The 25,298-nt window shown below is 72.4% G+C and carries 30 protein-coding genes and 1 pseudogene; 14 read left to right on the top strand and 17 right to left on the bottom strand.

Annotation, left to right across the window (positions count from 1 at the left end):
* Window positions 1-66: 66 nt before the first annotated feature.
* Together ACYVP9_RS12610 and ACYVP9_RS12605 are read right to left on the bottom strand one after the other, a co-directional pair.
* Window positions 67-1,050, bottom strand: coding sequence for a glycoside hydrolase family 18 protein (locus ACYVP9_RS12610; protein ID WP_460605218.1), 984 nt, complete (start codon window positions 1,048-1,050; stop codon window positions 67-69).
* A gap of 19 nt (window positions 1,051-1,069) precedes the next feature.
* Window positions 1,070-1,456 carry an HNH endonuclease gene (locus ACYVP9_RS12605; RefSeq protein WP_460605217.1) on the bottom strand — a complete coding sequence of 129 codons (387 nt, stop codon included), beginning with the start codon at window positions 1,454-1,456 and terminating at the stop codon, window positions 1,070-1,072.
* A 108-nt stretch (window positions 1,457-1,564) separates the two neighbouring features.
* Between ACYVP9_RS12605 and ACYVP9_RS12600 the strand changes: the two genes are divergently transcribed.
* The 3 genes from ACYVP9_RS12600 (at window position 1,565) to ACYVP9_RS12590 (ending at window position 4,352) form a co-directional block, all read left to right on the top strand.
* On the top strand, window positions 1,565-2,062 hold the full coding sequence (locus ACYVP9_RS12600; protein WP_460605216.1) for a hypothetical protein: 498 nt from the start codon (window positions 1,565-1,567) through the stop codon (window positions 2,060-2,062).
* A gap of 75 nt (window positions 2,063-2,137) precedes the next feature.
* On the top strand, window positions 2,138-3,373 hold the full coding sequence (locus ACYVP9_RS12595; RefSeq protein WP_460605215.1) for an HNH endonuclease signature motif containing protein: 1,236 nt from the start codon (window positions 2,138-2,140) through the stop codon (window positions 3,371-3,373).
* 118 nt (window positions 3,374-3,491) lie between these two features.
* Window positions 3,492-4,352, top strand: coding sequence for a hypothetical protein (locus ACYVP9_RS12590; protein WP_460605214.1), 861 nt, complete (start codon window positions 3,492-3,494; stop codon window positions 4,350-4,352).
* A 1-nt stretch (window position 4,353) separates the two neighbouring features.
* Here ACYVP9_RS12590 and ACYVP9_RS12585 read toward each other — a convergent pair whose 3' ends face one another.
* Both ACYVP9_RS12585 and ACYVP9_RS12580 read right to left on the bottom strand, forming a co-directional pair.
* Entirely contained in the window at window positions 4,354-5,136 is a 783-nt protein-coding gene (locus tag ACYVP9_RS12585) for an ankyrin repeat domain-containing protein (RefSeq protein ID WP_460605213.1), read from the bottom strand.
* A complete protein-coding gene (locus tag ACYVP9_RS12580) occupies window positions 5,133-5,747 on the bottom strand; it encodes a GntR family transcriptional regulator (protein ID WP_460605212.1) in 615 nt (204 codons plus the stop codon). The genes ACYVP9_RS12585 and ACYVP9_RS12580 overlap by 4 nt, the downstream gene beginning before the upstream one ends.
* Before the next feature lie 30 nt (window positions 5,748-5,777).
* Between ACYVP9_RS12580 and ACYVP9_RS12575 the strand changes: the two genes are divergently transcribed.
* Complete coding sequence (locus tag ACYVP9_RS12575; protein ID WP_460605211.1) at window positions 5,778-6,962, top strand: amidohydrolase family protein; 1,185 nt, start codon at window positions 5,778-5,780, stop codon at window positions 6,960-6,962.
* On the opposite strand, the gene ACYVP9_RS12570 is transcribed toward ACYVP9_RS12575, so the two are convergent.
* Genes ACYVP9_RS12570 through ACYVP9_RS12555 form a run of 4 tightly spaced genes read right to left on the bottom strand, consistent with a single transcriptional unit; the run spans window position 6,951 to window position 9,687 of the window.
* The gene (locus ACYVP9_RS12570; RefSeq protein WP_460605210.1) at window positions 6,951-7,871 is read right to left on the bottom strand and encodes an acetamidase/formamidase family protein; all 921 of its coding nucleotides are present in this window, start codon (window positions 7,869-7,871) and stop codon (window positions 6,951-6,953) included. The genes ACYVP9_RS12575 and ACYVP9_RS12570 overlap by 12 nt on opposite strands.
* Window positions 7,872-7,880: 9 nt before the next feature.
* Window positions 7,881-8,495 (bottom strand): class I SAM-dependent methyltransferase, encoded by a 615-nt coding sequence (locus ACYVP9_RS12565; RefSeq protein WP_460605209.1) that lies wholly within the window; start codon window positions 8,493-8,495, stop codon window positions 7,881-7,883.
* A complete protein-coding gene (locus ACYVP9_RS12560) occupies window positions 8,492-8,695 on the bottom strand; it encodes a CDGSH iron-sulfur domain-containing protein (protein WP_460605208.1) in 204 nt (67 codons plus the stop codon). Before ACYVP9_RS12560 ends, ACYVP9_RS12565 begins: the two co-directional genes overlap by 4 nt.
* Entirely contained in the window at window positions 8,692-9,687 is a 996-nt protein-coding gene (locus ACYVP9_RS12555) for an iron-containing redox enzyme family protein (protein WP_460605207.1), read from the bottom strand. Before ACYVP9_RS12555 ends, ACYVP9_RS12560 begins: the two co-directional genes overlap by 4 nt.
* Window positions 9,688-9,912: 225 nt before the next feature.
* Between ACYVP9_RS12555 and ACYVP9_RS12550 the strand changes: the two genes are divergently transcribed.
* Window positions 9,913-10,620 (top strand): GAF and ANTAR domain-containing protein, encoded by a 708-nt coding sequence (locus tag ACYVP9_RS12550; protein WP_460605206.1) that lies wholly within the window; start codon window positions 9,913-9,915, stop codon window positions 10,618-10,620.
* A 6-nt stretch (window positions 10,621-10,626) separates the two neighbouring features.
* Here the strand turns inward: ACYVP9_RS12550 and ACYVP9_RS12545 are convergent, their stop codons facing one another.
* The 4 genes from ACYVP9_RS12545 to ACYVP9_RS12530 form a co-directional block, all read right to left on the bottom strand.
* The gene (locus ACYVP9_RS12545) at window positions 10,627-10,914 is read right to left on the bottom strand and encodes a hypothetical protein (RefSeq protein ID WP_460605205.1); all 288 of its coding nucleotides are present in this window, start codon (window positions 10,912-10,914) and stop codon (window positions 10,627-10,629) included.
* Between the two features lie 265 nt (window positions 10,915-11,179).
* Window positions 11,180-11,509 (bottom strand): hypothetical protein, encoded by a 330-nt coding sequence (locus tag ACYVP9_RS12540; RefSeq protein ID WP_460605204.1) that lies wholly within the window; start codon window positions 11,507-11,509, stop codon window positions 11,180-11,182.
* 40 nt (window positions 11,510-11,549) lie between these two features.
* Window positions 11,550-12,803: an RNA polymerase sigma factor gene (locus ACYVP9_RS12535; RefSeq protein ID WP_460605527.1), complete on the bottom strand. Its 1,254-nt coding sequence runs from the start codon at window positions 12,801-12,803 to the stop codon at window positions 11,550-11,552.
* Window positions 12,800-13,138, bottom strand: a complete 339-nt coding sequence (locus tag ACYVP9_RS12530) for a YciI family protein (protein ID WP_460605203.1) — start codon at window positions 13,136-13,138, stop codon at window positions 12,800-12,802. The genes ACYVP9_RS12535 and ACYVP9_RS12530 overlap by 4 nt, the downstream gene beginning before the upstream one ends.
* A 144-nt stretch (window positions 13,139-13,282) precedes the next feature.
* Here ACYVP9_RS12530 and ACYVP9_RS12525 point away from each other — a divergent pair, with 144 nt between their 5' ends.
* The 4 genes from ACYVP9_RS12525 (at window position 13,283) to ACYVP9_RS12510 (ending at window position 16,210) form a co-directional block, all read left to right on the top strand.
* The gene (locus tag ACYVP9_RS12525; protein ID WP_460605202.1) at window positions 13,283-14,071 is read left to right on the top strand and encodes a DUF2127 domain-containing protein; all 789 of its coding nucleotides are present in this window, start codon (window positions 13,283-13,285) and stop codon (window positions 14,069-14,071) included.
* Window positions 14,072-14,129: 58 nt separating this feature from the next.
* The gene (locus ACYVP9_RS12520) at window positions 14,130-15,341 is read left to right on the top strand and encodes an alpha/beta fold hydrolase (RefSeq protein WP_460605201.1); all 1,212 of its coding nucleotides are present in this window, start codon (window positions 14,130-14,132) and stop codon (window positions 15,339-15,341) included.
* An 84-nt stretch (window positions 15,342-15,425) separates the two neighbouring features.
* Entirely contained in the window at window positions 15,426-15,731 is a 306-nt protein-coding gene (locus ACYVP9_RS12515) for an ArsR/SmtB family transcription factor (protein ID WP_460605200.1), read from the top strand.
* The gene (locus ACYVP9_RS12510) at window positions 15,728-16,210 is read left to right on the top strand and encodes an SRPBCC family protein (RefSeq protein WP_460605199.1); all 483 of its coding nucleotides are present in this window, start codon (window positions 15,728-15,730) and stop codon (window positions 16,208-16,210) included. Before ACYVP9_RS12515 ends, ACYVP9_RS12510 begins: the two co-directional genes overlap by 4 nt.
* Here ACYVP9_RS12510 and meaB read toward each other — a convergent pair.
* Complete coding sequence (meaB, locus tag ACYVP9_RS12505) at window positions 16,207-17,178, bottom strand: ArgK/MeaB family GTPase (protein WP_460605198.1); 972 nt, start codon at window positions 17,176-17,178, stop codon at window positions 16,207-16,209. The two genes, ACYVP9_RS12510 and meaB, sit on opposite strands and share 4 nt — an antisense overlap.
* A gap of 1 nt (window position 17,179) precedes the next feature.
* Entirely contained in the window at window positions 17,180-18,364 is a 1,185-nt protein-coding gene (locus ACYVP9_RS12500) for an acetyl-CoA C-acetyltransferase (RefSeq protein WP_460605197.1), read from the bottom strand.
* Window positions 18,365-18,568: 204 nt separating this feature from the next.
* On the opposite strand from ACYVP9_RS12500, the gene mce reads away from it, so the two are divergent.
* From mce to ACYVP9_RS12485, 3 genes are all read left to right on the top strand, one after another.
* On the top strand, window positions 18,569-19,000 hold the full coding sequence (mce, locus tag ACYVP9_RS12495; protein ID WP_460605196.1) for a VOC family protein: 432 nt from the start codon (window positions 18,569-18,571) through the stop codon (window positions 18,998-19,000).
* Between the two features lie 60 nt (window positions 19,001-19,060).
* On the top strand, window positions 19,061-20,401 hold the full coding sequence (gene ccrA / locus ACYVP9_RS12490; RefSeq protein ID WP_460605195.1) for a crotonyl-CoA carboxylase/reductase: 1,341 nt from the start codon (window positions 19,061-19,063) through the stop codon (window positions 20,399-20,401).
* A gap of 78 nt (window positions 20,402-20,479) precedes the next feature.
* Window positions 20,480-21,517, top strand: a complete 1,038-nt coding sequence (locus ACYVP9_RS12485; protein ID WP_460605194.1) for a coiled-coil domain-containing protein — start codon at window positions 20,480-20,482, stop codon at window positions 21,515-21,517.
* A gap of 23 nt (window positions 21,518-21,540) precedes the next feature.
* Here the strand turns inward: ACYVP9_RS12485 and ACYVP9_RS12480 are convergent, their stop codons facing one another.
* Window positions 21,541-21,816 carry an ATP/GTP-binding protein gene (locus ACYVP9_RS12480; RefSeq protein ID WP_460605193.1) on the bottom strand — a complete coding sequence of 92 codons (276 nt, stop codon included), beginning with the start codon at window positions 21,814-21,816 and terminating at the stop codon, window positions 21,541-21,543.
* A gap of 50 nt (window positions 21,817-21,866) precedes the next feature.
* Between ACYVP9_RS12480 and ACYVP9_RS12475 the strand changes: the two genes are divergently transcribed.
* Window positions 21,867-22,220 (top strand): hypothetical protein, encoded by a 354-nt coding sequence (locus tag ACYVP9_RS12475; protein ID WP_460605192.1) that lies wholly within the window; start codon window positions 21,867-21,869, stop codon window positions 22,218-22,220.
* Here ACYVP9_RS12475 and ACYVP9_RS12470 read toward each other — a convergent pair.
* Window positions 22,217-23,989, bottom strand: a complete 1,773-nt coding sequence (locus ACYVP9_RS12470) for a 3-hydroxyacyl-CoA dehydrogenase family protein (RefSeq protein ID WP_460605191.1) — start codon at window positions 23,987-23,989, stop codon at window positions 22,217-22,219. The two genes, ACYVP9_RS12475 and ACYVP9_RS12470, sit on opposite strands and share 4 nt — an antisense overlap.
* On the opposite strand from ACYVP9_RS12470, the pseudogene ACYVP9_RS12465 reads away from it, so the two are divergent.
* A pseudogene (locus tag ACYVP9_RS12465) lies at window positions 23,931-24,161 on the top strand (hypothetical protein); the annotation flags it as partial. The gene ACYVP9_RS12470 and the pseudogene ACYVP9_RS12465 sit on opposite strands and share 59 nt — an antisense overlap.
* On the opposite strand, the gene ACYVP9_RS12460 reads toward ACYVP9_RS12465, so the two are convergent.
* Complete coding sequence (locus tag ACYVP9_RS12460) at window positions 24,053-24,868, bottom strand: hypothetical protein (protein WP_460605526.1); 816 nt, start codon at window positions 24,866-24,868, stop codon at window positions 24,053-24,055. The pseudogene ACYVP9_RS12465 and the gene ACYVP9_RS12460 overlap by 109 nt on opposite strands.
* Window positions 24,869-25,298 lie beyond the last annotated feature (430 nt).

Below are 25,298 nucleotides of genomic sequence, written 5' to 3'. Positions count from 1 at the left end.
ATGCTCCTCGCACATTCTTGCTGCCGGACGCAACGTGCGGGGCCGGGTCGCTCAATTCCGCGTCGGTCAGCGCAGCGGGTCGGACTGCCCGAGCACCCACAGCGCCAGGCCGTACAGGTGATGACGCCGGGCGAGGTCGACCCGCAGGTTCCACGACCGCCGGTCGGACCACCACAGCGTGGAGCCGTCCGCCAGACGCGCGGTCCACTCGCCGCGCCGGGTGTCGAACCGCGCGCGGTGGCCCGCGAGCGCGCGGGCGCGCGCGACCGACAACTGGACGTTCGCGTGGGGGCGCCACGCATAGCCGTACCCGGCGACACCGAGTTCGAGCTTGCGGCGCGGCACGTCCTTGACCGCGGCGGCGATGCCCGCCCACTGCCATCCGAGACCGCCGATCGGGCCGGGCGTGTCCTCCCACGGACCGTGCTGGTCGTACGCCATGAGCGTCACCCGGTCGACGACGCGCGAGAGCGCCGGCAGGTCGTAGCCGCTCGCCCGGTAGCCGGCGCGGGTGGTCGAGTTCGAGATCGCGATCGACAGGCTCGCCCGTCGCGGCAGTGCCGCGGCGAGGGCGCGGACGAAGGCGGTCAGACCCGCCGTGTCGCGGCGCGTCAGGGCCTCGAGGTCGACGCCGATGCCGTCCCACCCACGGTGGGTGACGTCGTACACGAGCGACCGGATCACGGTGGCCCGGTGCCGGGCACTCGACAGCAGACGGTGGGCGACAGGCTCCGAGAAGTCCCCGACCGCGTCGCTGAAGTTGCTGACGAGCAGCTCGGCACGCAGGTGCCGCCGGTGCGCACGCACCCGCTGCCGCTCGGCACCGGCGTCCGGACGGCCGACGCTCGCGCCGTCGCCGGCGACGACCACGCCGTCGACACCGACGATCGCGATCGCCTTCGCGCTCCGGTCGATGAGGGACGGCGAATCTCCCCCGAGCTGGAACGCCGTCACCGGGAGCCGCGGCGCGGTGGCGTCCGCGGGCATGCCGATCGTCGCGGCGACGGTCGCTGCCATCGCGAGGACGGCGGCACGGCGGGCGATGCGCATGGGCGGAGCCTAGGGCCGCTCAGGCCGCGCGGGCGAGCCGCCTCAGCTGGCCGGCGAGGTACGGACGGGCCCGCCGCTGGCCGCCCCGGCGCGCGATCGCGTCCTCGAGCGCACGCAGGCGTCCGACGATCCTCGCGACGTCGGGGTCCCACCCACGGCGCCGGCACTCCTCGACCCAGTGCGCAAGGGGGACGTGCCCGCGCTCGCCGTTGCAGCGGCGGCAGGCGGCGACCTCGTTCTCGGCCCACGACGGACCACCCTTCACCCGCGGCACGAGATGCTCGGTGGTCGGTCGGACGAGATCGCCGAACGCACGTCCGCACCAGACGCAGGTGGCGCCGTCACGCGTCAGCGCGGCGTCCAGTCGCGCGGCCCGTGAGGGCTGGGCCGGGTGGACGGCGGTCACGCCAACCCACGGTAATCCGCGATCCGGCCGGTTGCGACGCGGCCGCGGTTCGGTCACGACCGGGCTGCGACGGCCCCACCCGTCCGCCCGTCGGGCGAGAGTCGGCACGTGGAGTCGTCGGGGCGGCGTCCGAGAGCGCGGCGGGTCGTGCGTCGCGCGCTCGTCCTCGTCGCGGTGGTGATCGTCGGCGTGGTGGCCGTGTTCGCGGTCGACCTGTGGCGGCTCGGACGTCTGGCCGACGACAACGAGCGTGGCGCCCGGGCCGACCTGGACACGGCCGTCAGCGACTTCGTCGAGGCCGTCCGCGGTGCGTTGCAACGAGGCCCGGTGACTCCCGCCGCACTGACCGCCCTGCGCGGCGGCGGCCGGGTGCGACCGGGCGTCGGACAGGTCGACGTGCGGGCGGACGGGCAGACCGTCGTGCTGACGTTTCGAGCCCTCTCCGTCCGCGGTGGCGGATGGACCGAGGTGTCCGACGTCCGGTGCGCCCGTGCGACCTCCCGTGTGAACCCGGCCGGCCGGGTGACGGGCCAGGTCGACGACCTCGACTGCGCGTCGCTGCCGACCGACGTCCGCCCGACCCCGACCATTGCCCTGGACCGGTGACCTTCGAGATTTTTGCGCACTATCACGCAAATCAAGCCCTGGCGTTCGGAACGCGAATCGAATAAAATCGAATACGTGACGGTGATCGAGCTGCGTCCCTCGGTGGTACCCGAGGTGTTGGACGTGCTCGAACAGCACCGCACGCTGCGCGCCCAGCTCGACGCTATCGACGTCGAGCACCTCGCTTCGTTGATCATGGATCCCGACCCGTACCGCAACGGGGTGCCGGCGCTGGACAAGGAGTTCATCGTCGAGGACGTCGCGCTCGCTCTCGGGGTCGCCTCGTCCACCGCGGCGCGCAAGCTGCACTACGCCGAGACGGTGGTGCTGCGCTTTCCCGAGACGCTGGCCGCGATGCATGCCGGGCGGTTGAACTGCACCTACACCGACCGGTTGATCGAGCTGACCGGGCACCTGTCCGACGAACAGGCCGCCGCTGTCGAGGCCGCGGTGCTGCCGGGCGTGGAGCAGCAGACCGTTCCCCAGTTCAAGCGGGCTGTTGCCCGCGCCGTCGCGAGAATCGCTCCGGTCGAGGACGAGCAGCGCCGCGAACGCGGCGAGGCCGACCGCCGCGTCGCGTTCACCCCGCAGAACGACGCCACCGGTGAGCTGTGGGCGTTGCTGCCCATCGAGCAGCTCACCGCCATCGAATCCCTCGTCACCCAGCACGCGAAGACTCTCGGCGAGCAGGACCGCGCCGCCCACCGCCTCGAATGCCCCGACTGTGCCGACGCCTCCCCCGCCGAGTTCGGGGCCTGTGGGGTCGAGCTGCGCACCCTCGACCAGCGGCGGGCCGACGCGCTGTGCGCCCTCGTTCGCGGCGAGATCGGCGGGCTGTGCCCGAAGGTGAACGTCACCGTCTCGCTCGCCACCCTGCTCGAGCTGTCCGACGCCCCCGGCGAGCTGGAGGGCCACGGCCCGATCCCCGCCGCGGTCGCCCGCGCGATCGCCCTCGACCCCACCGGCTCGTGGCGCCGGTTGGTGACCGACGAGTGCGGCCGACTGGTCGACGTCACCTCCACGACCTACCGACCGCCGCGCCCCATGGCAAGGTTCGTCGAACTACGAGACCGCACCTGCAGATTCCCCACCTGCAACCGCAACGCCGCCAGCTGCGAACTGGACCACGTCCGTCCCTGGCCCGCCGGACCCACCGCCCCACGCAACCTCATCCCGCTGTGCAGCCGACACCACCACCTCAAACACGACGCCCGCTGGCACGTCCAACGCCAACGCGACGGCACCGTCCACTGGACCAGCCCCACCGGCAAGACCTACGACCGCCCACCCGAACCACCCCTGGTCACCTAGACCACCCCACCGACCCATACGACGAACGACCCGTACGCGAGCAGCCTCGTGCTGCCCGCGCACGGGTCGTTGTCGTCTCGTGCTGGACTCGACTTCGCGGTGCCGTCACGCTTCCCGCATGCGGAGGGGCAGGCGGACGGTCGTGCTCGCGCTGTCCTGTCTGCTCGCGGGCACGGCCGCGACGGCGTGCGGCTCGGACGGGCCGCCCGCCGAGTCCGGACGATCCACCCGTGTCCCGTTCGACGGTCCGCTCTTCGTCGCGAAGCCCGCATCGGCTCAAAAACCGTGGACGGGTGCCGCCGGCACCGTCGTGCAGTGCACCGGTCGGGTCGCGCCGGGCTCGGGCGTCAACACGGCACCGTTCCGCGAGGGCTCGGTCGGCGACACGCCCGAACGCGCCTTCGCCGATTCCGGCTTCACCGGGTCGGTGTCGACCTCGTTGCTGCGGCTCGAACGGCGGGACGGCGACCGTGCCCTCTTCACCTCGGTGTACGGCGGCAAGGTCGTCCAGGCCCTCGTCGCCCGGTACGGCCCCGCCGTCGACGGCACCGGACGGGACAGCAGCGGCCGGGGCTGGTGGCCGGAGTCGTGGGCTTCCTGCGACCTGTCCGAGTGGCCCGCGATGATCTCGGACGCCTCGCACGTCAACGTCTGGACCGACCGCGACGGACGTCGCGTCGACACCCGCAGAGTCATCTCGTGGGTCGTCGATGACGACGACGACAAGTGCCTCGGTGACGACACGGTCGAGGTGGGGAAACGCAGGTTCGTGCGTGCACCCTTCGACGGCACGCGTCAGTACTTCCGCGAGCCGTTCCGGACCGGGATGCCGCTACCGTCCGACGCCCGTGACACCGGCTGGTCGTTGGACGGCGTGCGGTTGTGGCTCTCGTCGTCCCGTCCGCGCGCATATCTCGGCAGAGACGCGTCCGACGTGGAGTTCTGGCCCGAACTGGTCGAACCGGTCGGGTGCGGGTGACTCAACCACCGAGGATGCGGCTGATCTCGGTGTAACCGCGGTCGCGCGCGTGCTGCAGCGCGGTGATGCCCTGGCTGTCGGCGATCGAGGTGTCGACCCCGGCGTCGACGAGGATGCGGACGACCTGCTGGTGCCGCGGGCCACCGTCGCCGAGGATCACCGCTTCGAGCAGCGCGGTCCAGCCGGAGTCGTTGACGTGGTCGAGGTCGACGTCCGTACGCACCACCCGGCGGATGTACTCGACGTGGCCGCGCTCGGCGGCGGGAATGGGCGACAGCCCACCGAACCGGTTGCGAATCGTCAGGTCGGGGTTCGCGGGCAGCAACGTCTCGAGCATGCGGACGCTGCCGGTGACACCGGTGACCAGCCACGGGGTGTCGTGGCGGTAGTCGAGCGCATCCGGGTCGGCACCGGCGGCCACGAGAACGCGCGCCACCGCCACGCGGTCGAACGTCGCCGCGACGAGCAGCGGCGTCTGTTGCAGGTCGTTGCGTGTCTCGGTTTGCGCGCCTGCGCGCAAAGCCGTGCGGGCGGCCCGGACGTCGCCCGATTCAGCAGCGGCGAGCAGGTGCGCGTTCGCCTTGCGGCGCTGCTCGGGCGTGACCGGGCGTGAAGTCGAGGTCGACGTGGACGGCGACACCGATGAGGCCGACGGCGCACTGGACGTCGGCGTCGGGCGGGACGGTGTCGGGCGGGACGGTGTCGTCATCTCGGGCTCCGGTTCGGACGTCGTACAGGCGGCACAGGCGATCACGACAGCGGCCGCGGCCACCAGGCGCCTCATTGCGCGTCCTGGGCGGCGAGCGTGGTGGCGGCATGCGCCCGCGCCAGCCGTCCGGCGCGGCGGGCGTCGCCCGCGGCGATCGCCTCGACCAGCGCGCGGTGCTCGGCGTGGATCGGCGCCGGTTCGGCGTGCTGCCGCATCAGCCACGCGATGCGGGGGCCGAGGGTGGCGGCGAGTTCCGCGGCGATGTACCCCTCGCCCGCCCGGACGAGCGCCTCGTGGAAGGCGGCGTTGGCCGCCACGGCGGCGCCGGGTCGGCCCCGCGCGAGCGCTCGCTCGGTGACCGCGATCGCCGCCTCGAGCACGGCGAGCCGGGCCGCGTCGCGCGAGCGCGCGAGCCGCATGACGATCAGCCTCTCGAGCTCGCGGTTGGCCTCGACCAGCTCCGCGACCTCGGCGTCGGAGTACCTGCGGACGCTCACCCCGCCCGTCGTGCGCACGGAGGCGAACCCCTCGGCGACGAGCTGACGCAGCGCCTCCCGCACGGGCACACGCGAGACGTCGAGCTCGGCGGCCAACGTCCGCTCGACCAGGCGGTCGCCCGGCGCCCAGACGCCGGACACGATCCGTCCGCGAATGGCGGCCGCTGTCTCGTCGACCGTGTCCGACACCTTTGGCATACCAAACGCTACCATCGCGCCATGACCGCTCTCACCGTCGCGAACGTCCGGCTCGGCGACGGCAGCGCCGTCGACATCCACGTCGACGGCGACACCATCCGCAGCGTGGTGCCGACCGGCGGTCCGGTCGACGGCAACCGTGTCGACGGCCGCGGCCGCCTCGCCCTGCCCGGGTTCGTCAACGCGCACGCCCACGTCGACAAGAGCTGGTGGGGCCGTCCGTGGGTGTCGTACGGCGGCGAGCAGACGACGCAGGGCCGCATCGCGCACGAACGCGCGCACCGCGACGAGCTGGGCATCCCGAGCGAGCGGACGACGACGGCCGTGCTGCGCGAGTTCCTGCGCCACGGCACCACCGCGGTGCGCAGCCACGTCGACGTCGACCTGGGCGTCGGGCTGCGGGGCATCGACCACGTGCGCGCCGCGGTCGAGGGCCTCGGCGGCGCGGTGCAGGTCGACATCGTCGCCTTCCCGCAGGACGGCGTGCTGCGCCGTCCGGGCGTGATCGACCTGCTCGAGCAGGCGGCGGCGCGGGGCGTGACCCACATCGGCGGTCTCGACCCCGCCGGTATCGACCGCGATCCGGTCGGCCAGCTCGACGCACTGTTCGCGATCGCCGAGCGGCACGACGTCGGTCTCGACCTGCACCTGCACGACGGCGGCGAGCTGGGCGCGTTCCAGATCGAGCTGATCGTCGAGCGCACCCGGCGCCACGGTCGAGGGGGCCGGGTCACCGTCTCGCACGGCTTCGCGCTCGGGGAGGTCCCGGCCGCCCGTCAGAACGCACTCGTCGCCGAACTCGCGGACGCCGGCATCAGCTGGGCCACGGTCGCTCCCGTCCGCACCGCCCCCCTGCCGTGGCGGACGATGCGGGACAACGGCGTCGGCATCGGCCTCGGCACCGACGGCATCCGCGACCTCTGGTCGCCCTACGGCGACGGCGACCTGCTGGGCGTGGCGCGCACGTTCGCGCAGCTGCACGGCCTGCGCCACGACGACGACCTCGCTTTCGCCGTCGAGCTCGCCACGTCGCGCGGCGCGGCCTTCGTCGGACGGACGACCCACGACATCGTCGCCGGCGCGCGCGCCGACATCGTGCTCGTCGACGCCGAGAACGTGCCGGACGCGCTCGTGCGGGTGCCGCGTCGCGAGGTCGTCGTGGCGGGCGGGCGGCTCGTCGTCGTTGACGGCGATCTAGTGATCTGAGCGCATCCGCGCAAATTGGTCGCGCTGCGCGGTCGGCAGTACCGCGTGCACACCCCACGTGCCGTTGGCGACCTGCGTGACCCGCACGTCGACGCAGCTCGACGCCAGCGCCAACGCCGTCGCCCGGGACAACCCGCTCAGGTGCTCGAGCCAATCGAGCATGGCGGCGAGCGCGTCCCCGGTGGCGACGTTCAGGTCGGCGTCGAAGCCGAAGGTGACCGCTCCCGCCGGCGTCTCGGCGTGCACCCCGTCGACGGGGGCCGCGTCGAGCAGGTCGACCGTGAGGGTCGTCGTCATGCCGGTCTCGATCGCCGTGCCGGCGATCTCGCCGTCGCCCTGGGCGGCGTGCCCGTCGCCGACGAACAGACACGCGTCGGGAACGGTGACGGGCAGGTACAGCGTCGAACCCGCGACCAGTTCCCGGCAGTCGATGTTGCCTCCGCCGCGGGCACGCGGCGGGACGGTCGAGTGCTCGCCGTCGGCGTCCGGCGGCATGCCGACGACGCCGAGGAACGGCCGCACGGGCACCCGGATCCCGTGAGAGCTCACGGCCTCGCGCTCGTCGATGTCCCAGTGCACCGTCACCGGGTCGACGGCCGCGGTGCCGAGGCGGCGGTGCGGCTCGGTGTCACGCCCGCCCGTCCGGGTGAAGCCGCGACGGTCCGGGACGAGTTTCTCGAACGTCACGGCGAGGACCTGCCCCGGCCGCGCGCCCGCCACCGCGATCGGCCCGGCGAGGCAGTGCCCACGCGGGTCGGGCAGCAACTGCGAACCGTCCGGCAACCCGCCGGCACAGTCGAGCGTGCGCACCGTCGCACGGTCGCCGGGCTGCAGGGTGACGACGGGCGGACGGCACACGAGCACGTCGCACACCGTGTCCGGACGAGGTTCGAGTCGGTGGTCGGGCACGGGCAGGTCCTACCCGGTTGGCCCCCGCGTCATGAGCACGACGGCCCGCTCGGGGTCGTGGCGGCGGACGTCGACGAGCGAGAACGGCGACCGCAGGCCCGCGAGCGCCTCGACCTGCCGGTCGCCCGCCACCTGCAGCAGCAACGGCGCACCCGGGGCGGTGTGGTCGGCCGCCACCCGCAGGCAGGTGCGCACGACGTCGAGCCCGTCCGGACCGCCGTCGATCGCCAGCACCGGGTCCGCGGGCCACTGCGCCACCTCGCGTGACGGAAGGTAGGGCGGGTCGGCGATCACGAGCGGGAAGCGCTCGTCCGGATGCAGGGCGTCGAACAACGAGGCCTCGCGCACCCGCACCCGCTCGGCCATCCCGGCCGCCGACGCGTTGGTGCGCGCGAACCGCGCCGCGACGGGCGAGACCTCGACCTGGACGAGTTCGCGCCCGCTGAGCACCGCGGCCGCCAGCCCGATGTGCCCTGCTCCCGCGCACAGTTCCAGCAGCGGGCCGGCACCCGCCCCGCCGGCGAGCTCGGCGGCCCACTCGCTCTGCAGCAACGTCCACGGGCGGGGCTCGAGCACCCGCTCGTCGTAGGCGAGCGTGAGCGGTCCGAACACGCACGTGGTCACGACGGCACCGAACCGGTCTCGCGGCGACGGCGGATCTTGTGGCTGCCGTCGCACAGCGGCTTGGTGGCCGAGCGTCCGCACCGGCACAGGGCCACCGTCCGACCGGTCGCGAGTTGCTCCCCGTCCACCCCGTCGACGACGAAGTCACCGCGCACGACCAGCGGCCCGTCCGGGTAGGCGGTGATGCGTGCGCCGGTCACGCCGCCACCGCAGCCGTCCGAGGACGCAGCGAGGTGCGGCCGTCGGCCCAGGCCGCGAGCACCTCGCGCGCAAAGCGGCCGTCGACGTGGAGACACGCCGCGGCACCGAACGCGATGTCGTCGCTCAGCTCGGGCTCGTCGTCGGCGAGGCCCTCGCACAGGTCGTACGCCGCCACCTGCTCGTGCAGCGCGTCCGCGGTCACGTGCGCGTCGTAGAAGGCGCACGCCCGGTCGTTCTGCCCGAGCCTGCGCAGCCCCTGCGCATACCGGCGGCACGGTGCGGACGAGGTCATCTCGTACGCGGCCAGGTGGCCCACGAGGGCCCCCCGCAGGTCGCGGCGCAGCCCGAACAGCGACATGACGTTGCCGACCGCGAGCGTGATGCCCGGGACGTCGTCGACGTATGCGCCGTAGGTGTCGTCGAGACCCAACTCGCGTAGCAGGTCGCGGTACAGCTGCGAGTGCATCTGCGCGAGATCGCCCCCGCCGTACTCGTCGATCTGGATCTCCATGAGCGCCGCTTTCGCCCGCCCGGCGAGCCGGGGCACGGCCCACGTGTGGGGGTCGGCCTCCTTGAGCTGGTAGATCGAGCGGTGACGCGCGAACTCGAGCACCTGGTGCAGCTCGGCCTCGCGCTGCACGAAACGGGCGACGGACGGGCTGTCGTCGGCCGCGACGATGCGCTGCAACCGGTCGGCGAGCCGGCGACCGTCCTCGGGAACCGCCACGTCACGGCGCAGCGCGTCGAGCACGACGTCCTCGAGCTCACGCCGCAGCCCGATCACCGAGGGCTCCCACTCCCATCGGTCGGGCACGTCGTCGAACCCGCGGTAGTGCAGCTCGAAACATGCCCAGAGCGCGATCTGCACGTCGTCGTCGGCCAGCGGGTCGGCAGGCGCATCGACGTGGTGCGGCACCCGTGCGGGTGTCTGCGTGGCGAGGGCGGTGAACAACTGCTGCGACAGCGGGCCTCGGGCTGGAGGCAGGCGCATGGTCATCCTTCGTCGGACCGGGCGCGTGACTGCACCTGCTCTGCCGGTACCCCGACACCCCCGCCGCCAAACCCTCACGGTCGAGGTATCGACCCGCGGCCCCGGCGGGTTGCACGGGGGTGCAGACTCGTTGACACCGCACGTATCCCAGCCGCGTGCGGGTCCGTGAGGGTTCAACCGGCAGCCCCCCGTCCTCCGACCGTCGGTCGGGCCCGGGAGTGATCTGTGTCGTTGGACGCCGCCGCTGCTGCCGACCTCGCGCGACGGTTCGTCGCGCTGAACGCGCAACTGCCCGACCAGGGGATGCCGGCGACGCTGGAGCGCGTCGCCTCCCTCGCCGTCGAGACCGTGCCCGGGTGCCGCTGGGCGGATGTCTCGTCGTGGTCGTCCGACTCCGCCGCCCGCACCCTCGCGAGTTCGGGCGGCGTCGCGCAGGAACTCGTCGCGCTGCAGGCCGCGCTGCGCCAGGGCCCGTCACCGTCCGCCGCGTCGCGCAGCGAGACGATGGTCCTGCCCGACGTCCGCACCGCCCGGCGGTGGAACGAGCTGGCCCGCCGTGTCGCGGCGGAGACACCGGTGCGGGCCATGGTGTCCGTGCCGCTGCAGGGCGGGCCGGCAGGCGCCGTCCTCGGCCTGGCCGGCGACCGGCCTGACGCCTTCACGGTCGGCGCGGGAGGCGCGGCGGAACTGTTCGCCTCTCACACGACCGTCGTGCTCATGAACGGCACGCACGCGAGCAAGGCCACGAACCTGCGGCGCGCGCTCGAGACGGCGCGCCACATCAGCATGGCGGTCGGCATCCTCAGGACCGTGCACCGGGTGGACGAGGCCGCCGCCTTCGGCATGCTGCGCGAACGCAGCCAGGCGCTGCACCGCAAGCTGTTCGACGTGGCCGACACGGTCAACCGGACCGGCGCCCTGCCCGAGGAGTGAGCGCGCTCAGGCGGAGCGGTCGACCTTCGCCTCCGCCGCCGGTGCCAGGCACGCCGGGCACAGGCAGCCGGACGCCGCGCCCGATGCCATCGGCGGCCGCGACGCCACGGCGACCAGCACGGGCGTGCGTTCGAGCTGCGGCCAGACGCTGTCCTGCCAGGTCGCGTCGTCGCGGTGGTCCCAAGTGCCGCACGCGACGTCCCGCGCGATCACGGATCCGTCGAGTCGGGCGACGGGGGCGAGGTCACGGTCGGGAAGGTCCGCGGAGCGGCCGAACAGGGAGTTACCGAGCACGTCGATGGTGCCTTTCTGGCAGGAAGGAGCGTGTGCGTGGCCGTGCGCCGAGGCGGGCACGGGGTCGACGGGAGCGGGCGTCATCGGGGGTGCTCCGGGTGGGTCGTCGCGGAGGGGGCGTCCGCCGTCGGGCCGTCAGGTGTGGTCCACCACCGGCCTCGACGCCCGATCCACACGCGACTCCTGCATGTGTGAGATCGAGGTGAGACGACCTCACCACACCGTCCGGACGGGAAACAAGTTGAGCAAGCAATTTGCGCCATGATCAGGACCAAGGTCCCCTCCCGCCCTCCGGGCGACCCGGTTCGCATCGGCGTGGCGAGCCCTCGGCAGGCGTGGTGGCGGCGACGTCGCGCTCGATCCGACCGGCGTGCACGACCTGCACCTCGGCGTGACCGTCGTGGAAGGTGAGCACCACCTCGAGCAGGCCGATCGCCCGTCGGGGCAGCCGGGACGCGAGCGACGAGGCCAGCGTTGCGACCCGGTGCGTCGACGCCCGGTCGACCACCCGGTCGGCGCGACGGTCCAGGAACCCGGCGACGGCGTCGGGGAGGTCGGCGGTGCGGTCGAACTCGGAGAACACGGTCAGACACATCGCGGAACCTCGCCCCCCGTCCAACGGCTTCGCCGATCGGCTACTCCCCCACCATCGGCGAATGATCGGCACTCGTGAGTGACCGGCGGGTGACGAGGAACGCACGCTCGACCTCGTTGGCCGTCAACGCGATCGCCTCGTCGTAGGCCAGCCGGGCGTCGTCCGACCGGCCGAGCCGGCGCAGCAGGTCGGCCCGCGCGGCGGCGAGGTAGGGATACGTGGACAGCAGGGGCTCGGCGCCGAGTGGTTCGAGCTCGCGCAACCCCGCCTCGGGACCGAGCGCGAAACCGATCGCGACGGCGCGGTTCAGCGACACCACCGGGGACGGGTAGAGGTCGCGGAGCAGGTCGTAGAGCCCGGCGATCTCGTGCCAGTCGGTCGCGTCCCACGTCGGCGACTCGGCGTGGACCGCGGCGATCGCCGCCTCGAGCGCGTACCGCCCGGGCGGGCGTCGGCGCAGCGCCTCCCGCACCAGGGCGACGCCCTCGGCGATGCCGTCACGGTCCCAGCGCGAGCGGTCCTGGTCGGGCAGCAGCACGAGCTGCCCCGCGGCGTCCGTGCGCGTCTCGCGGCGGGCGTCGGTCAGCACCACGAGTGCCAGCAACCCCGCGACGTCCGCGTCGTGCGGCAGCAACCGGCGCAGCAGGCGGGCGAGGTCCAGCGCGCGCTCGACGAGTTCGCCACGTCGCAACCGGTCGCCGACCGGAGCCGTGTGGCCGGTCGTGAAGATGAGATGCACGACCGCGAGCACGGCCGCCAACCGCTCCGGCAACTCGTCCGCGGCCGGCACGCGGTACGCGATGCCGGCCGCAGCGATCTTCTTCTTCGCCCGGGTGATGCGCGCGGCCATCGTCGGCTCGGCGACCAGGAACGCGCGCGCGACCTCCGCTGTCGTGAGTCCGCAGAGCAGGCGCAGGGTGAGGGCGATGCGCGCCTCGGCGGCCAGCGCCGGGTGGCAGCACGTCATGATCAGCCGCAGCCGGTCGTCCGGGATGCCGTCGTCGGGTTCCGGCGTCACCTGCTCGACCACCAGCATCGGCGCGAGCCGTTGGAACGTCGACGCCCGGCGCAGGACGTCGAGCGCGCGGTTGCGTGCCGCCGTGGTCAGCCAGGCGCCCGGACGGGCGGGCACGCCCCGCTGCGCCCAGGTCGTGAGCGCACTCGCGTACGCGTCCTGCACGCATTCCTCGGCCAGATCGAGGTCGCGGGTGACGCGCACCGTCGCGGCGAGCACGAAGCCCCACTCGCACCGGTGCGCGTCGGCGACGGCGGCCGCCGCCGCGGTCGGGTTCAGCTGAACACCATGATCGGACGGATCTCGATGCCGCCTCCGACCGTCGGGATGTCGCGGGCCATCGCGATCGCGGCGTCCAGGTCGTCGGCCTCGACCAGGTAGTAACCGCCGAGCGCCTCCTTCGACTCGGTCCACGGACCGTCGGTCACCAGACCGTCCTCGGTCCGCACCGTCGTCGCCGTCGCCGGTGACTGCAGGGCGTTGCCGCCGCGGATCGCGTCGGCGTACTTGCGTCCGAACGCTTCGTGGCCGGCCATGATCTCGGCGTTGCGTTCGTCGGTCATCGCCTCGTAGTGGGCCTCGTGTCCGAAGATCAGCAGCAGGTACTGGGCCATCGTGGTTCTCCTTCGCTCCGCGACCCGTCCGTCCGGGCCGTCATTGTCCCGACGGACGGGACCGGGCGGAATCGACAGCCGGCACGACTCGGACGGGACTTCTGCCGTCGCGCCCACAGGGCACAGCTGGCACCCTGCGAACTCATGGACTGGAACCTGCGTACCTGCTCCCGCCGCGGGCACGTGACCTACGCGCCGGACGAGCAACGCTTCCGCGAGAAGCTCGAGGCGAGCACACCGCTCGGGGACGCCTGGCGCTGCCTGCGCTGCGGCACGTACGTGCTCGGCGGACCGCACGGCACCGGCCCCGCCGAGGACGCGCCGGTCCTGTTGCGCGGCAAGGCGCTGCGCAGCGCGTTCGTCCTGCGCGCTCTGGCGATCGAACGCTGGGCGCGCGGGGTGATCCTGCTGCTGCTCGGCGTCGCGGTCTACGAGCTCAAGAGCACGCAGGTCAGCCTGCAGCAGCTGTTCGAGAAGGACCTCAAGGCGCTGGACCCGTTCTTCCGGCAGATCCACTTCCAGGTCAAGGACTCCGCGACCGTCGAGTCGATCGAGAAGGTGCTGCACGCCAAGTCGTCCACCCTCACCCTCATCGCGACCGGCATCGTGCTCTACGGCCTGCTGCAGATCGCCGAGGGCATCGGCCTGTGGTCGCTCAAACGCTGGGGCGAGTACGTCGCCGTCGTCGGCACCACGCTGTTCATCCCGCTCGAGGTCTACGAGATCGTCGAGAAGGTCTCCTGGCTCAAGATCGTGGTGCTGCTGATCAACGTCGCCGCGGTGCTGTACCTGCTGCTGTCGAAGCGGCTGTTCGGCATCCGCGGTGGCCACCGGGCCTACGAGGAGTCGCTGCACGAGGTGTCGCTGCTCGAGGTGGAGGAGTCCTCGGAGGTCGGGGACGGGTCAGCGGCACGCGTCACGTCCGCCGGATAGCGCCTGCGCCCGTGGCAGACTCGGGCACGAGGCGACGGGCGAGAGCGGAAGGCGGCGTGTGACCGAGAACGACCTGCTACCGCTGCTCGAGCAGCGCCTGCGGGGCGGTTTCCACCCGCTGCTGGCCGACGTGCAGGCGGCCATCGTGTTCACTGCGGGCGGCCTGGCGACGTGGACGGTCGAGATCGACCGGGGCCGTCCGACGGCACGGCGCGGCGGCCCACCGCACCCCACGACGACGGTGCGAGCGTCGCTCCCCGTGCTCGACGAGGTCGTGGCCGGACGCCGCAGCGGCGTGCAGGCCTTCCTCGACGGTGACCTGACCGTCCGCGGCAACCTCGCCCTCGCGCTGCAGCTCGACGGCCTGTTCCCGGGCGACGCGGACGACGACAGCCGCACGTTCACCCGCTCGGCGCGCGCCGCCGGCATCGACACCTTCTACCTCGAGTCCGGCCCGGTCGACGCGCCGCCGATCGTGCTCGTGCACGGCCTGTCGGCGACGAACGCGTCAATGCTGCCGCTGATCCCGGCGCTGTCGAAGGAGTACCACGTGCTCGCGCCGGACCTGCCCGGTCACGGCGGCACCGAGGCCCGCAGCGGCGCGCACGGCGCCCCCTACCTCGGCGAGTGGCTGACCGAGTTCCTGCGCGAGACGTGCGCCGGCCGCCCGGCCGTCCTCGTCGGCAACAGCCTGGGCGGACGCACGTCGCTCGAGGCCGCGATGATCGCCCCCGACCTGGTGCGCGGTCTCGTGCTGCTGTGCCCGGCGGTGGCGTTCCGCAAGCTGCGGCAGCTCGTGCCGTTCGTCCGCATCGTGCCCGACGAGATCGCGTCGCTGCCGGTCCGCGTCCCGCGGCGCATGGCGATGCGCGGGTTGCGCAACCTGTTCGCGCACCCCTCGCGCATTCCCGAGGCGTGGCTCGACGCGGCCCTGGACGAGTTCATCCGCGTGGTCTCGATCCGCGCGAACCGGTTGTCGATCTTCTCGGCGCTGCGGCACATCTACCTCGACGAGCCGTTCGGCGAGCAGGGATTCTGGGACCGGCTGCCGGCGCTGCGTCCGCCGGCACTGTTCATCTGGGGCGAGAAGGACGTGCTCGTGCCCGCCGGTTTCGCGCGCTTCGTGTCCGAGGCCCTGCCCGAGTCGGGTTCGGTCATCCTCGAGGACTGCGGTCACGTGCCCCAGTTCGAGTTCCGGGAGCGGACGGCCGACCTGACGCTCGAGTTCCTGGCCGGGCTGCCGGACGACGAGATGCGCCGTCGGGACTGAGCTCGACGGCGTCGGCCCGGGGCCTGCGGCGTCGAGCCGTTACATGCCCTTGACGGCATATGCCTGCGCACGTATACACCAGGAGTGGACGTCTTCGCGGCCGTGGCCGACCCGACGCGACGCCGGCTGCTCGAAGCCCTCCGGGACGGCGAGCACACGGTGGGCCGGCTCGTCGAGACGCTGGGCATAGGGCAGCCCACGGTCTCCAAGCACCTTCGGGTGCTCCGGGAGGCGCGACTCGTGTCGAGCCGGGTCGATGCGCAGCGGCGCAGGTACCGCATCGAGCCCACGGGCGTACGCGAACTCGACGAGTGGGTGCGTGCCTTCGACCGGGTCTGGACGCACCGCTTGGACGCCCTCGAAACCCACCTCGACAGGAGGACCGAATGACCGACACCGAGGATCGTCCGGCCGACCGGATCGTCCTGCGCTACGAACGCTTCCTCCCGCACCCTGTCGAGGCGGTCTGGAGCGCCGTCACGGACCCCGCCGAGATCGGCGCCTGGTGGGGCCACCGTCCCGAGATCGACCTGCGCGTCGGCGGCGACTACGTCAGCCATCACAAGAGCGGCGACCGGGTGGTCGATCGCGTGCTGAGGGTGGAGCCGCCGCACCTGTTCGCCCACACGTACTGGCACCACCTCAACCCCGACGCGGTGGTCACCTACGAGCTCACCGCCGTGTCCGGGGGGACCCTGCTCGTGCTCACCCACGAGATGAGTGAGCACGACCTGCACGTCGCAGCGCGTTCGGTGCCGGGTGACCTCGACGTCTACGAGCTTCTGTCACGTACGGCCGGGGGGTGGCCACGACTTCTCGGCAAGATCGCCGAGTCGCTGGGCGCGGCGGCCGATCGTCGGTCGGGCTAGAGCTCGGCGACCAGCGCGTCGGCCGCGGTGTAGGGGTCCGTGCCGCCCGCGACCACGCGGGCGGCCGCCTCGTCGAGTGCGGCGCTGCCGTGCACCTGCTCGAGCTTCAGGCGGACGGTGCCGAGCGCGATGGCCTCGATCTCGGCGGCGGCGCGGGTGCGGCGTCGCCGCTCGAACTCGCCCGACTCCTCCATCCACGACCGGTGCTTGTCGATGGCGGCCACGACGTCGTCGACGCCCTCGGAACGGGACGCGACGGTCTTGACGATCGGCGGACGCCACGCGCCGGCCGCCGAGTGGCGTCCGCCGAGCGACTGCATGCCCTTGAGGTCGCGCACGACCTGGTCGGCGCCGTCACGGTCGGCCTTGTTGACGACGAAGACGTCGGCGATCTCGATGATGCCGGCCTTCGCGGCCTGGATGCCGTCACCGAAACCGGGCGCCACGACGAGCAGCGTGGTGTCGGCGAGCGAGGCCACCTCGACCTCGGCCTGCCCGACGCCGACGGTCTCGACCAGGACGACGTCGCAGCGGGCGGCGTCGAGCACGCGCAGCGCCTGCGGCACCGCCGCGGACAGGCCGCCCAACTGCCCGCGCGACGCCATCGAGCGGATGAAGACGCCCTCGTCGGTGGCGTGGTCCTGCATGCGGACGCGGTCGCCCAGCAGCGCGCCGCCGGAGAACGGCGACGACGGGTCGACCGCGAGCACGCCGACGCGCTTGCCGTCGGCCCGCAGCGCGGCGACCAGCGCGGACGTCGACGTCGACTTGCCGACGCCCGGCGAACCCGTGAGGCCGACGACCTGCGCGTGACCGCCGTGCGGCGCGAGCGCGGCGGCGATGTCGCGCAGCGCGGGCGAGTCGTTCTCGACCAGCGAGATCAACCGCGCGACGGCGCGCGGCTCACCCGCACGCGTCCGCTCGACGAGGTCCGCGACGTCGGGTGCGCCGCGACGCGACCGTGCCAACTCAGGCGGGGACGTGCAGCAGCAGCGCGTCGCCCTGCCCGCCGCCGCCGCACAGCGCCGCCGCACCCAGGCCGCCGCCGCGACGCTTGAGCTCGAGCGCGAGGCTCAGCGCGAGACGCGCCCCGGACATGCCGATCGGGTGGCCGAGGGCGATGGCACCGCCGTTGACGTTGACGATGTCGTCGCCGACGCCGAGGTCCTTCATCGACTGCAGACCCACGGCGGCGAAGGCCTCGTTGATCTCGATGAGGTCGAGGTCGGACACCTGCTTGCCGGCCTTCTCGAGCGCGTGCTTGATCGCGTTCGACGGCTGCGACTGCAGCGAGTTGTCCGGACCGGCGACGTTGCCGTGGGCACCGATCTCGGCCAGCCAGGTCAGGCCCAGCTCCTCGGCCTTCGCCTTGCTCATCACCACGACCGCGCAGGCGCCGTCGGAGATCTGGGAGGCGGAGCCGGCGGTGATCGTGCCGTCCTTCGTGAACGCCGGGCGCAGCTTGGCGAGGCTCTCGGCGGTGGTGTCGGCGCGGATGCCCTCGTCCTCGCGGAACTCGATCGGGTCACCCTTGCGCTGCGGGATCGACACGGGCGCGATCTCGTCGTCGAACACCCCGTTCTTCTGCGCGAGGGCGGCACGCTGGTGCGACTGCGCGCTGAACGCGTCCTGCGCCTCCCGGGTGAGGTCGAGCTTCGCGTTGTGCCGCTCGGTCGACTCGCCCATCGGGATGTGGTCGAACACGTCGGTGAGGCCGTCGTACGCCATCGCGTCGAGCATCTCGATCGCGCCGTACTTGTAACCGCTGCGCGACTTCGGCAGCAGGTGCGGCGCCTGGGTCATCGACTCCTGGCCACCGGCCACGACGATGTCGAACTCGCCGGCGCGGATGAGCTGGTCGGCCAGCGCGATCGCGTCGAGACCCGACAGGCACACCTTGTTGATGGTGAGCGCCGGGACATTCATCGGGATGCCGGCCTTCACCGCGGCCTGGCGGGCGGGGATCTGGCCGGCGCCGGCCTGCAGCACCTGGCCCATGATCACGTACTGGACCTGCTCCGGCGACACCCCGGCGCGCTCGAGCGCGGCCTTGATGGCGACGCCGCCGAGGTCGGCGCCCGAGAAGTCCTTGAGCGAGCCGAGCAGGCGCCCCATGGGCGTCCGCGCACCGTGGACGATGACGGATCCGGTCATACCGATGGCCTCCTGATGCGGCGGATTGAGTTGCCGTCACTGTAACGAGGACGTTGCGCGCCCGCGTGTGAACCTGGGCACGGGGTCGCCGTTCCGGGTGGCCCGTAAGCGGTTGGGATTGCCACGATGACCCGCATTGCCGCGACCGGCGGACGGGCATCCGTTCTCGTTCCCCGCGCATCTCGTCAAGGAGCTGGAGACCTCATGAGCGAGCCCCTGTTCACGAAGATCGACCACGTCGGCATCGCCGTCCCCGACCTGGACGACGCGATCGCCTTCTACCGCGACACGTTCGGCGTCGTCAGCGTGCACGAGGAGGTCAACGAGGAGCAGGGCGTGCGGGAGGCCATGCTCGCCGTCGGCGACGGCGCCACGCGCATCCAGCTGCTCGCGCCGCTGAACGAGACGTCGACCATCGCGAAGTTCATCGACCGCAACGGTCCGGGTGTGCAGCAGGTGGCCTACACCGTCGAGGACATCGACACGGTCTCGGCCGAGCTGCGCGAGCGCGGCATGCGCCTGCTCTACGACCAGCCGAAGCGCGGCACGTCCGACAGCCGCGTCAACTTCATCCACCCCAAGGACGCCCGTGGCGTGCTGGTGGAGTTGGTGCAGCCCGCCACATCAGCCCACTGAACTGCGTTACCCGCCGGTAACATCCGTCCGAGCCCGACCCCGACCCGAAAGGCCGCAGCCGTGGACGACATCCGCAACGCCATCCTCGCCGGAGACACGCCGCAGGACGATTTCGCCGGGCTCGCCCTGCCCGAGTCCTACACGGCCGCGACCGTGCACAAGGACGACGTCGGCATGTTCGAGGGCATCGCGACCCGCGACAAGGACCCCCGCAAGTCGATCCACGTCGAGCAGGTGCCGCTGCCCGAGCTCGGCCCGGGCGAGGCGCTGGTCGCCGTCATGGCGTCCGCCATCAACTACAACACCGTGTGGACGTCGATCTTCGAGCCGGTCTCGACCTTCGGCTTCCTCGAGCGTTACGGACGGCTGTCGCCGCTGACCAAGCGCCACGATCTGCCGTACCACATCGTCGGTTCCGACCTCAGCGGCGTCGTGCTGCGCACCGGACCCGGCGTGACGAAGTGGAAGCCGGGCCAGGAGGTCGTCGCGCACTGCCTGTCCGTGGAGCTCGAGGCTCCCGACGGCCACGACGACACCATGATGGACCCGGAGCAGCGCATCTGGGGTTTCGAGACGAACTTCGGCGGCCTCGCCGAGATCGCCCTGGTGAAGGCCAACCAGCTGATGCCCAAGCCCGACCACCTGACGTGGGAGGAGGCCGCCTCGCCCGGACTGGTCAACTGCACCGCCTACCGCCAGCTCGTGAGCAAGAACGGCGGCAGCATGAAGCAGGGCGACAACGTCCTGATCTGGGGTGCCTCCGGCGGCCTCGGCGGATTCGCGACGCAGTACGTGCTCAACGGCGGCGGGACGCCCGTGTGCGTCGTCTCCAACGACGAGAAGGCCGACATCTGCCGCTCCATGGGTGCCGAGTTGATCATCAACCGGTCCGAGGAGGGCTACAAGTTCTGGAACGACGAGGGCACCGAGCAGGACCCGCGCGAGTGGAAGCGGTTCGGCAAGCGCATCCGTGAGCTCACCGGCGGCGAGGACATCGACATCGTGTTCGAGCACCCGGGCCGCGAGACCTTCGGCGCCTCCGTCTACGTCACGCGCAAGGGCGGCACGATCACCACCTGCGCGTCGACCAGCGGGTACATGCACGAGTACGACAACCGCTACCTGTGGATGAACCTCAAGCGCATCATCTCCTCGCACTTCGCGAACTACCGCGAGTCGTGGGAGGCGAACCGGCTCATCGCCAAGGGCAAGATCCACCCCACGCTGTCGCGCTCGTACCCGCTCACCGAGGTCGGCCAGGCCACGCTGGACGTGCACAGGAACGCCCACCAGGGCAAGGTCGGCGTGCTCTGCCTGGCGCCCGAGGAGGGCCTGGGCGTTCGCGACCACGAACTGCGCGCCCAGCACGTCGACGCGATCAACCGGTTCCGTAACCGTTAGGCAACCGATGGGCGGCAGCCCGGTCCCGGGTCGGGCACCGGGCTGTCGTCCGCCGGGCCACTTTGCGAGGATGGGGTGATGGGCGAGCCGAACGCGCACTCCGACCTGTTGCCGCTCTACGACGCGAGCCGCGGCTTCGACACGGTGCTGCGCGGCTACGACAAGCCCCAGGTCGACCGGGAACTGGGCCGCCTCGACGACGACCTGCGCGCGACCGCGTCCGAACGCGACGCCGCCGCGGCCCGCAGCGCCGATCTCGCCGCGCAGCTCGCCAGCGCGCAGGCCCAGATCGAGTCGTTGCGCCGGCAGCTGCGTGCCGCGAGCGAGACCGTCACCGAGGCCAACGTCGACGACAAGGTCACGCAGATCCTGCAGACGGCCGCGTCGGACGGTGCGAAGGTCCGCGCCGACGCCCAGGCCCGCGCCGAGCAGATCACCAACGGCGCCGCCGACGCCGCCGCGCGCACCCGCGCGGCCGCGCAGGCGGAGGCCGAACGCATCACCGGCGAGGCCACCGAGCGGCTGCGCGAGGCCGAGGAGACCTACAAGCGGCGCATCGCCGAGTCCGAGGCGCACAAGGCCGAGGTCGAGGCGTCACTGGCCGAGAGCGAGCGCGCCACCCGCGAGGCCGAGGCGCGGCTCTCGGCCGAGGCGCAGCGCGAGCGGGAGCGGCTCGACGCCGAGTCCGCCGCCGAGCGGCAGCGTCTCGACGCCGAGTCGCTGGCCGCGCGCACGCAGGCGGACGAGGACTTCGAACTCGCCCTCCGCGCCCGGCGCACCAGTGCGCACCGGGAAGCCGCCGAGCAGAAGCAGGCCGCCGACGACAGCGCCCGCCGCACCGGCGAGGAGGCCCGGGCCCGGGCCGCGCAGCTCGTCGCCGACGCGACGCACGAGGTGCGCAGGCTGCACGCCGTGCGCGACGACGTGCACGCGCAGCTCGAACGGCTCACGGCGGGGCTGCGGGCGTCGTTGGACGAGTCGCGGGCGGCCACGCCCGAGGAGCCCGCGCTCCCGCGGTCCGGCACGGCCGAGCAGCCGTCCGGCACGGCCGAGCAGCCGTCCGGCACGCCCTCGGTGCCCACCGATCTGCCGCCGCAGCCCCGGCCGGCGGGCTGACACCCGACCCAGCGGGGCTTGGCCTACCGGGCTGTGCGGCGGTCGCGGGCGCTCCAGCACGCGCGGTGCCAGTGCCGGCGGTCGGCGGCGTCGAGGTCGCCGTACGGCCAGACGACGACGTGCGGAGTGCCCGGCGGTATCAGCTGCGCGCAGCCGGGGCACCGGTAGGCCTTCGTCGCCGACTGCCCCGAGACGCTGCGCACGGTGTACGTCTCGCCCGCGAACCGCTCGGACGTCTGCACGCTGCCGCTGCCCAGGCTGCGCGCGTGTGCCGTCCGGCGCGCGTTCTTCCTGGGCATGTGGTCCAACCTACGGTCCGCCGGTCGGGCGGGACGGGTAGCAGCCAGGTATGGGTCTCTGGGACTGGTTCCTGACGGTCACCGGCAGCAACGACACCACCGGCACCTGGTACGGGTTCTGGTCGGGCTTCGGGTCCGACCTCGGTGAGTTCGCGATCGTCGGCAGCGTCATCGGCCTGTACCGCTCCCGCGTCTGTCACGCCCGGTGGTGCTGGCGGGTCGGACGGGTGGAGCTGGAGGGCACGAGCTACACGGTGTGTCACAAGCACGACCCGCGCGATCCGGGTGACGACGACGCGCCGACGGCGGAGGAGATCGCCGAGGAGTACCACGAGGTGGTCAAGCGGCGCAGGCTGGCCCGTCCGCACCGCTCACGCACCGGCACGTCCGCCGGCGGCTCCTAGTAATCCCGGAAACCCTTGCCGGTCTTGCGGCCGAGGCGACCGGCGGTGACGAGCTGTTCGAGCAGCGGGGCGGGCGCGAAGCCCGGGTCGCGGAACTCGCGGAACAGCTCGCGCTGGATCGCGAGCGAGACGTCGTTGCCCACGACGTCGAGCAACTCGAAGGGCCCCATCGGGTAGCCGCAACCGACCTTCATGGCGGCGTCGATGTCGTCGGCGGTCGCGTAGTGCGCCTCGAGCATCTTGATCGCGTCGTTGAGGTACGGGAACAGCAGCGTGTTGACGATGAAGCCGGCCCGGTCGCCGCAGCGCACGGCGTGCTTCTTGATGCTGGCGGTGACCGCCAGCACGGTCGCCTCGACCTCGGGTGCGGTCGACACGGTCGAGACCACCTCGACGAGCTTCATCACCGCGGCCGGGTTGAAGAAGTGCATGCCGATGACGTCCTGCGGACGGGAGGTCGACGCGGCGATCGCGATGACCGGCAGCGACGAGGTCGTCGTGGCGAGGACGGCGCCCGGCTTGCAGATCTCGTCCAGCGCACCGAACGTGGCCTGCTTGACGGCGAGGTCCTCGGCGATGGCCTCGACGACCAGGTCGACGTCGCCGAGGGCGTCGAGGGAGCCGGCGCCGGTGATGTTGCCGAGAACGGCATCGCGCCTGGCCTCGTCGAGCTTGCCGCGCGCGATCTGCTTGTCGAGGCCCTTGGTGATGCCCGAGATGACGCCGTCGATCTTCGTCTGGCTGCGCGCGACGAAGGTGACGTCGTAACCGGCCTGCGCGAAGACCTGGATGATGCCGCTGGCCATGGTGCCGGAGCCGACGACGCCGACCTTCTCGACGGTGCGGGCGCCGTCGGCGTCGAGCGTGGCGGGCGGCGTGAGGGCGTCGTCGACGACCTGCGGCGACCCGGCCTCCTCGTAGGTGTAGAAGCCCTGGCCCGACTTCCGTCCGAGCAACCCGGCCATGATCATCTGCTTGAAGATCGGGCGGGGGGCGTGCAGCCGGTCGCGCGACTGCGCGTACATCGTGTCGAGGATCTCGTACGCGGTGTCGAGGCCGATGAGGTCGAGCAGGGCCAGCGGTCCCATGGGCAGGCCGCAGCCGAGCTTCATCGCGGCGTCGATGTCCTCACGGCTCGCATAATGCGACTCGTAGAGCGACACCGCGTGGTTCAGGTAGCCGAACAGCAGCGCGTTGGCGATGAACCCGGCGCGGTCGCCGACGGTGACGTCGACCTTCCCGAGCCGCTGCACGAGGGCCTCGACGTCGTCGACGACCTCCTGCTCGGTGACGACCGAGCGGATGACCTCGACGAGCTTCATGACCGGCGCCGGGTTGAAGAAGTGCATGCCGACGACCTTGCCGGGACGCCCGGTGGCGACGGCGATCTGCGTGATCGACAGCGAGGAGGTGTTGCTGGCGAGGATGGTGTCGGGCTTGCACACCTTGTCGAGCTCGCCGAATATCGCCGTCTTCAGCTCGAGGTGCTCCGGCACCGCCTCGATCACCAGGTCGGCCTCGGCCAGCGCCGACAGGTCGGTGGTGAAGTTGATGCGCTCGACCAGCGCCTGCTGGTCGGCCTCCGAGAGCTTGCCGCGGCGCACCGCGCGGCCCGTCGAACCCTCGACGTGGCCCCGGCCCCGCTCGAGCGCGGCGTCGTCCTTCTCGAGGGCCACCACGCTGAGTCCGTTGCGGGCGAACACCTCGACGATGCCGGCACCCATGGTGCCGAGTCCGACCACGCCGACCTGCCGGAAGTCTCGTGCCATGCCCGGGACCCTAACGCCACCGTCGCGGATATCGCCCGCCGGACGTCTCCGGCGGGACGGAGGTCACCCGAGGCCCGGAAGCGGGGGCAGCGGGAGCGGCAGCAACGACGACGGCAGCAGCGTCGGCAGCTTGGTGGGCAGCTTGGTGGGCAACTTCGTCGGGAGCTTGGTCGGAAGCTTGGTGGGCAGCTTCGTCGGCAGCTTCGTCGGCAGCTCGATCGGCAGCTTCGCAGTCGAGGACGGCAGCGGGTTGGCGCGGGTCGTCGCTCCCCCACCGCCTGCGGCCCCACCGCCACCGCCACCGCCACCGCCGGTTCCGCCGGAGCCCTTGCGGGGCGCCGTGGACGTGCGGGCGGACGGCTTCTTCTTCTTCTTCGCCGTCGACTTGCCGTTGCCGGCGGGACGTGACGACCGGCCGGCGGCCGCGGCCCCGGTGGTGGCGCCGCCCTGCGGGCCCGTGCCGGTGCCGGTGCCGACGGGAATGGTCGCGTTGGGGTCGGGAGCGGCGACCGCAGGCAGCTTGCCGCCATGGGAGCGCTGGTAGCCGACGACGTAGTCGACGGCGCGCTGGGCGATCGCCAGGAACGACTGGTACGTGCCGCGGGTGTAGGTCGTCCACGGGTTCCAGTCGGTGCACCCGCTGGAGATGGCGTACATGGCGGCCGCGTTCTTGGCCGGCTGGTGGTTGGCGATGGAGTCACGCACGGAGCCGGAGCCCCGCTCGGCCTTGAGGCCGCGGATCTGCCAGAGCCCCGCCGACCAGTCCCACGTGCCGTCCATCAGGGTGGTGTCGCCCTGGGCGGACGGGCTGCCGCCCGACTCCGCCATGGCCACCGCGGTCGCGATCGCGGCGGAATCGGCCGAGCATCCGGCCGCCATCGCCAGCGTCGCGATACCGACGGGCGTCAGGGTGCCGGGACCGCCGCCGTAGGTGCTCACCTGACCGGCGTCCGCGGGCGGGTTCTTCACTGGCGTCGTCGGGCGCGGCGGGGTGCCCTTGGGCACGCCCGCGTCGCCCTGGTCGCCCGACAGCGCGGGCCGCGGCAGGTCGTTGTCGCCCCGCAGCAGGTCGCCGACCGGCTGCAGCGCCGAGTTCTGCGTCTGGGACGCGGGCTTGCCCGCGGCATCCGCCGGCTTGTCACCGACGGCGCCGACGAGGCCGACCGCGGCCGTGGCGGCCACCGCCACGACGACGAGGGCGGACCCGACGGCGAGCGCCGGACGCTTCGCGAACTGCGCGCTGATGCGCCCTGTGAAGCGCGAACCACCGGAGGCCGGCAGCTCGGGCTCGGCGTCCGGTACTGCGTCC

Source organism: Jatrophihabitans fulvus (assembly GCF_054781375.1).
The sequence above is the reverse complement of the archived record's forward strand: the minus strand, read 5'-3'. Positions and strand labels throughout refer to the sequence as shown.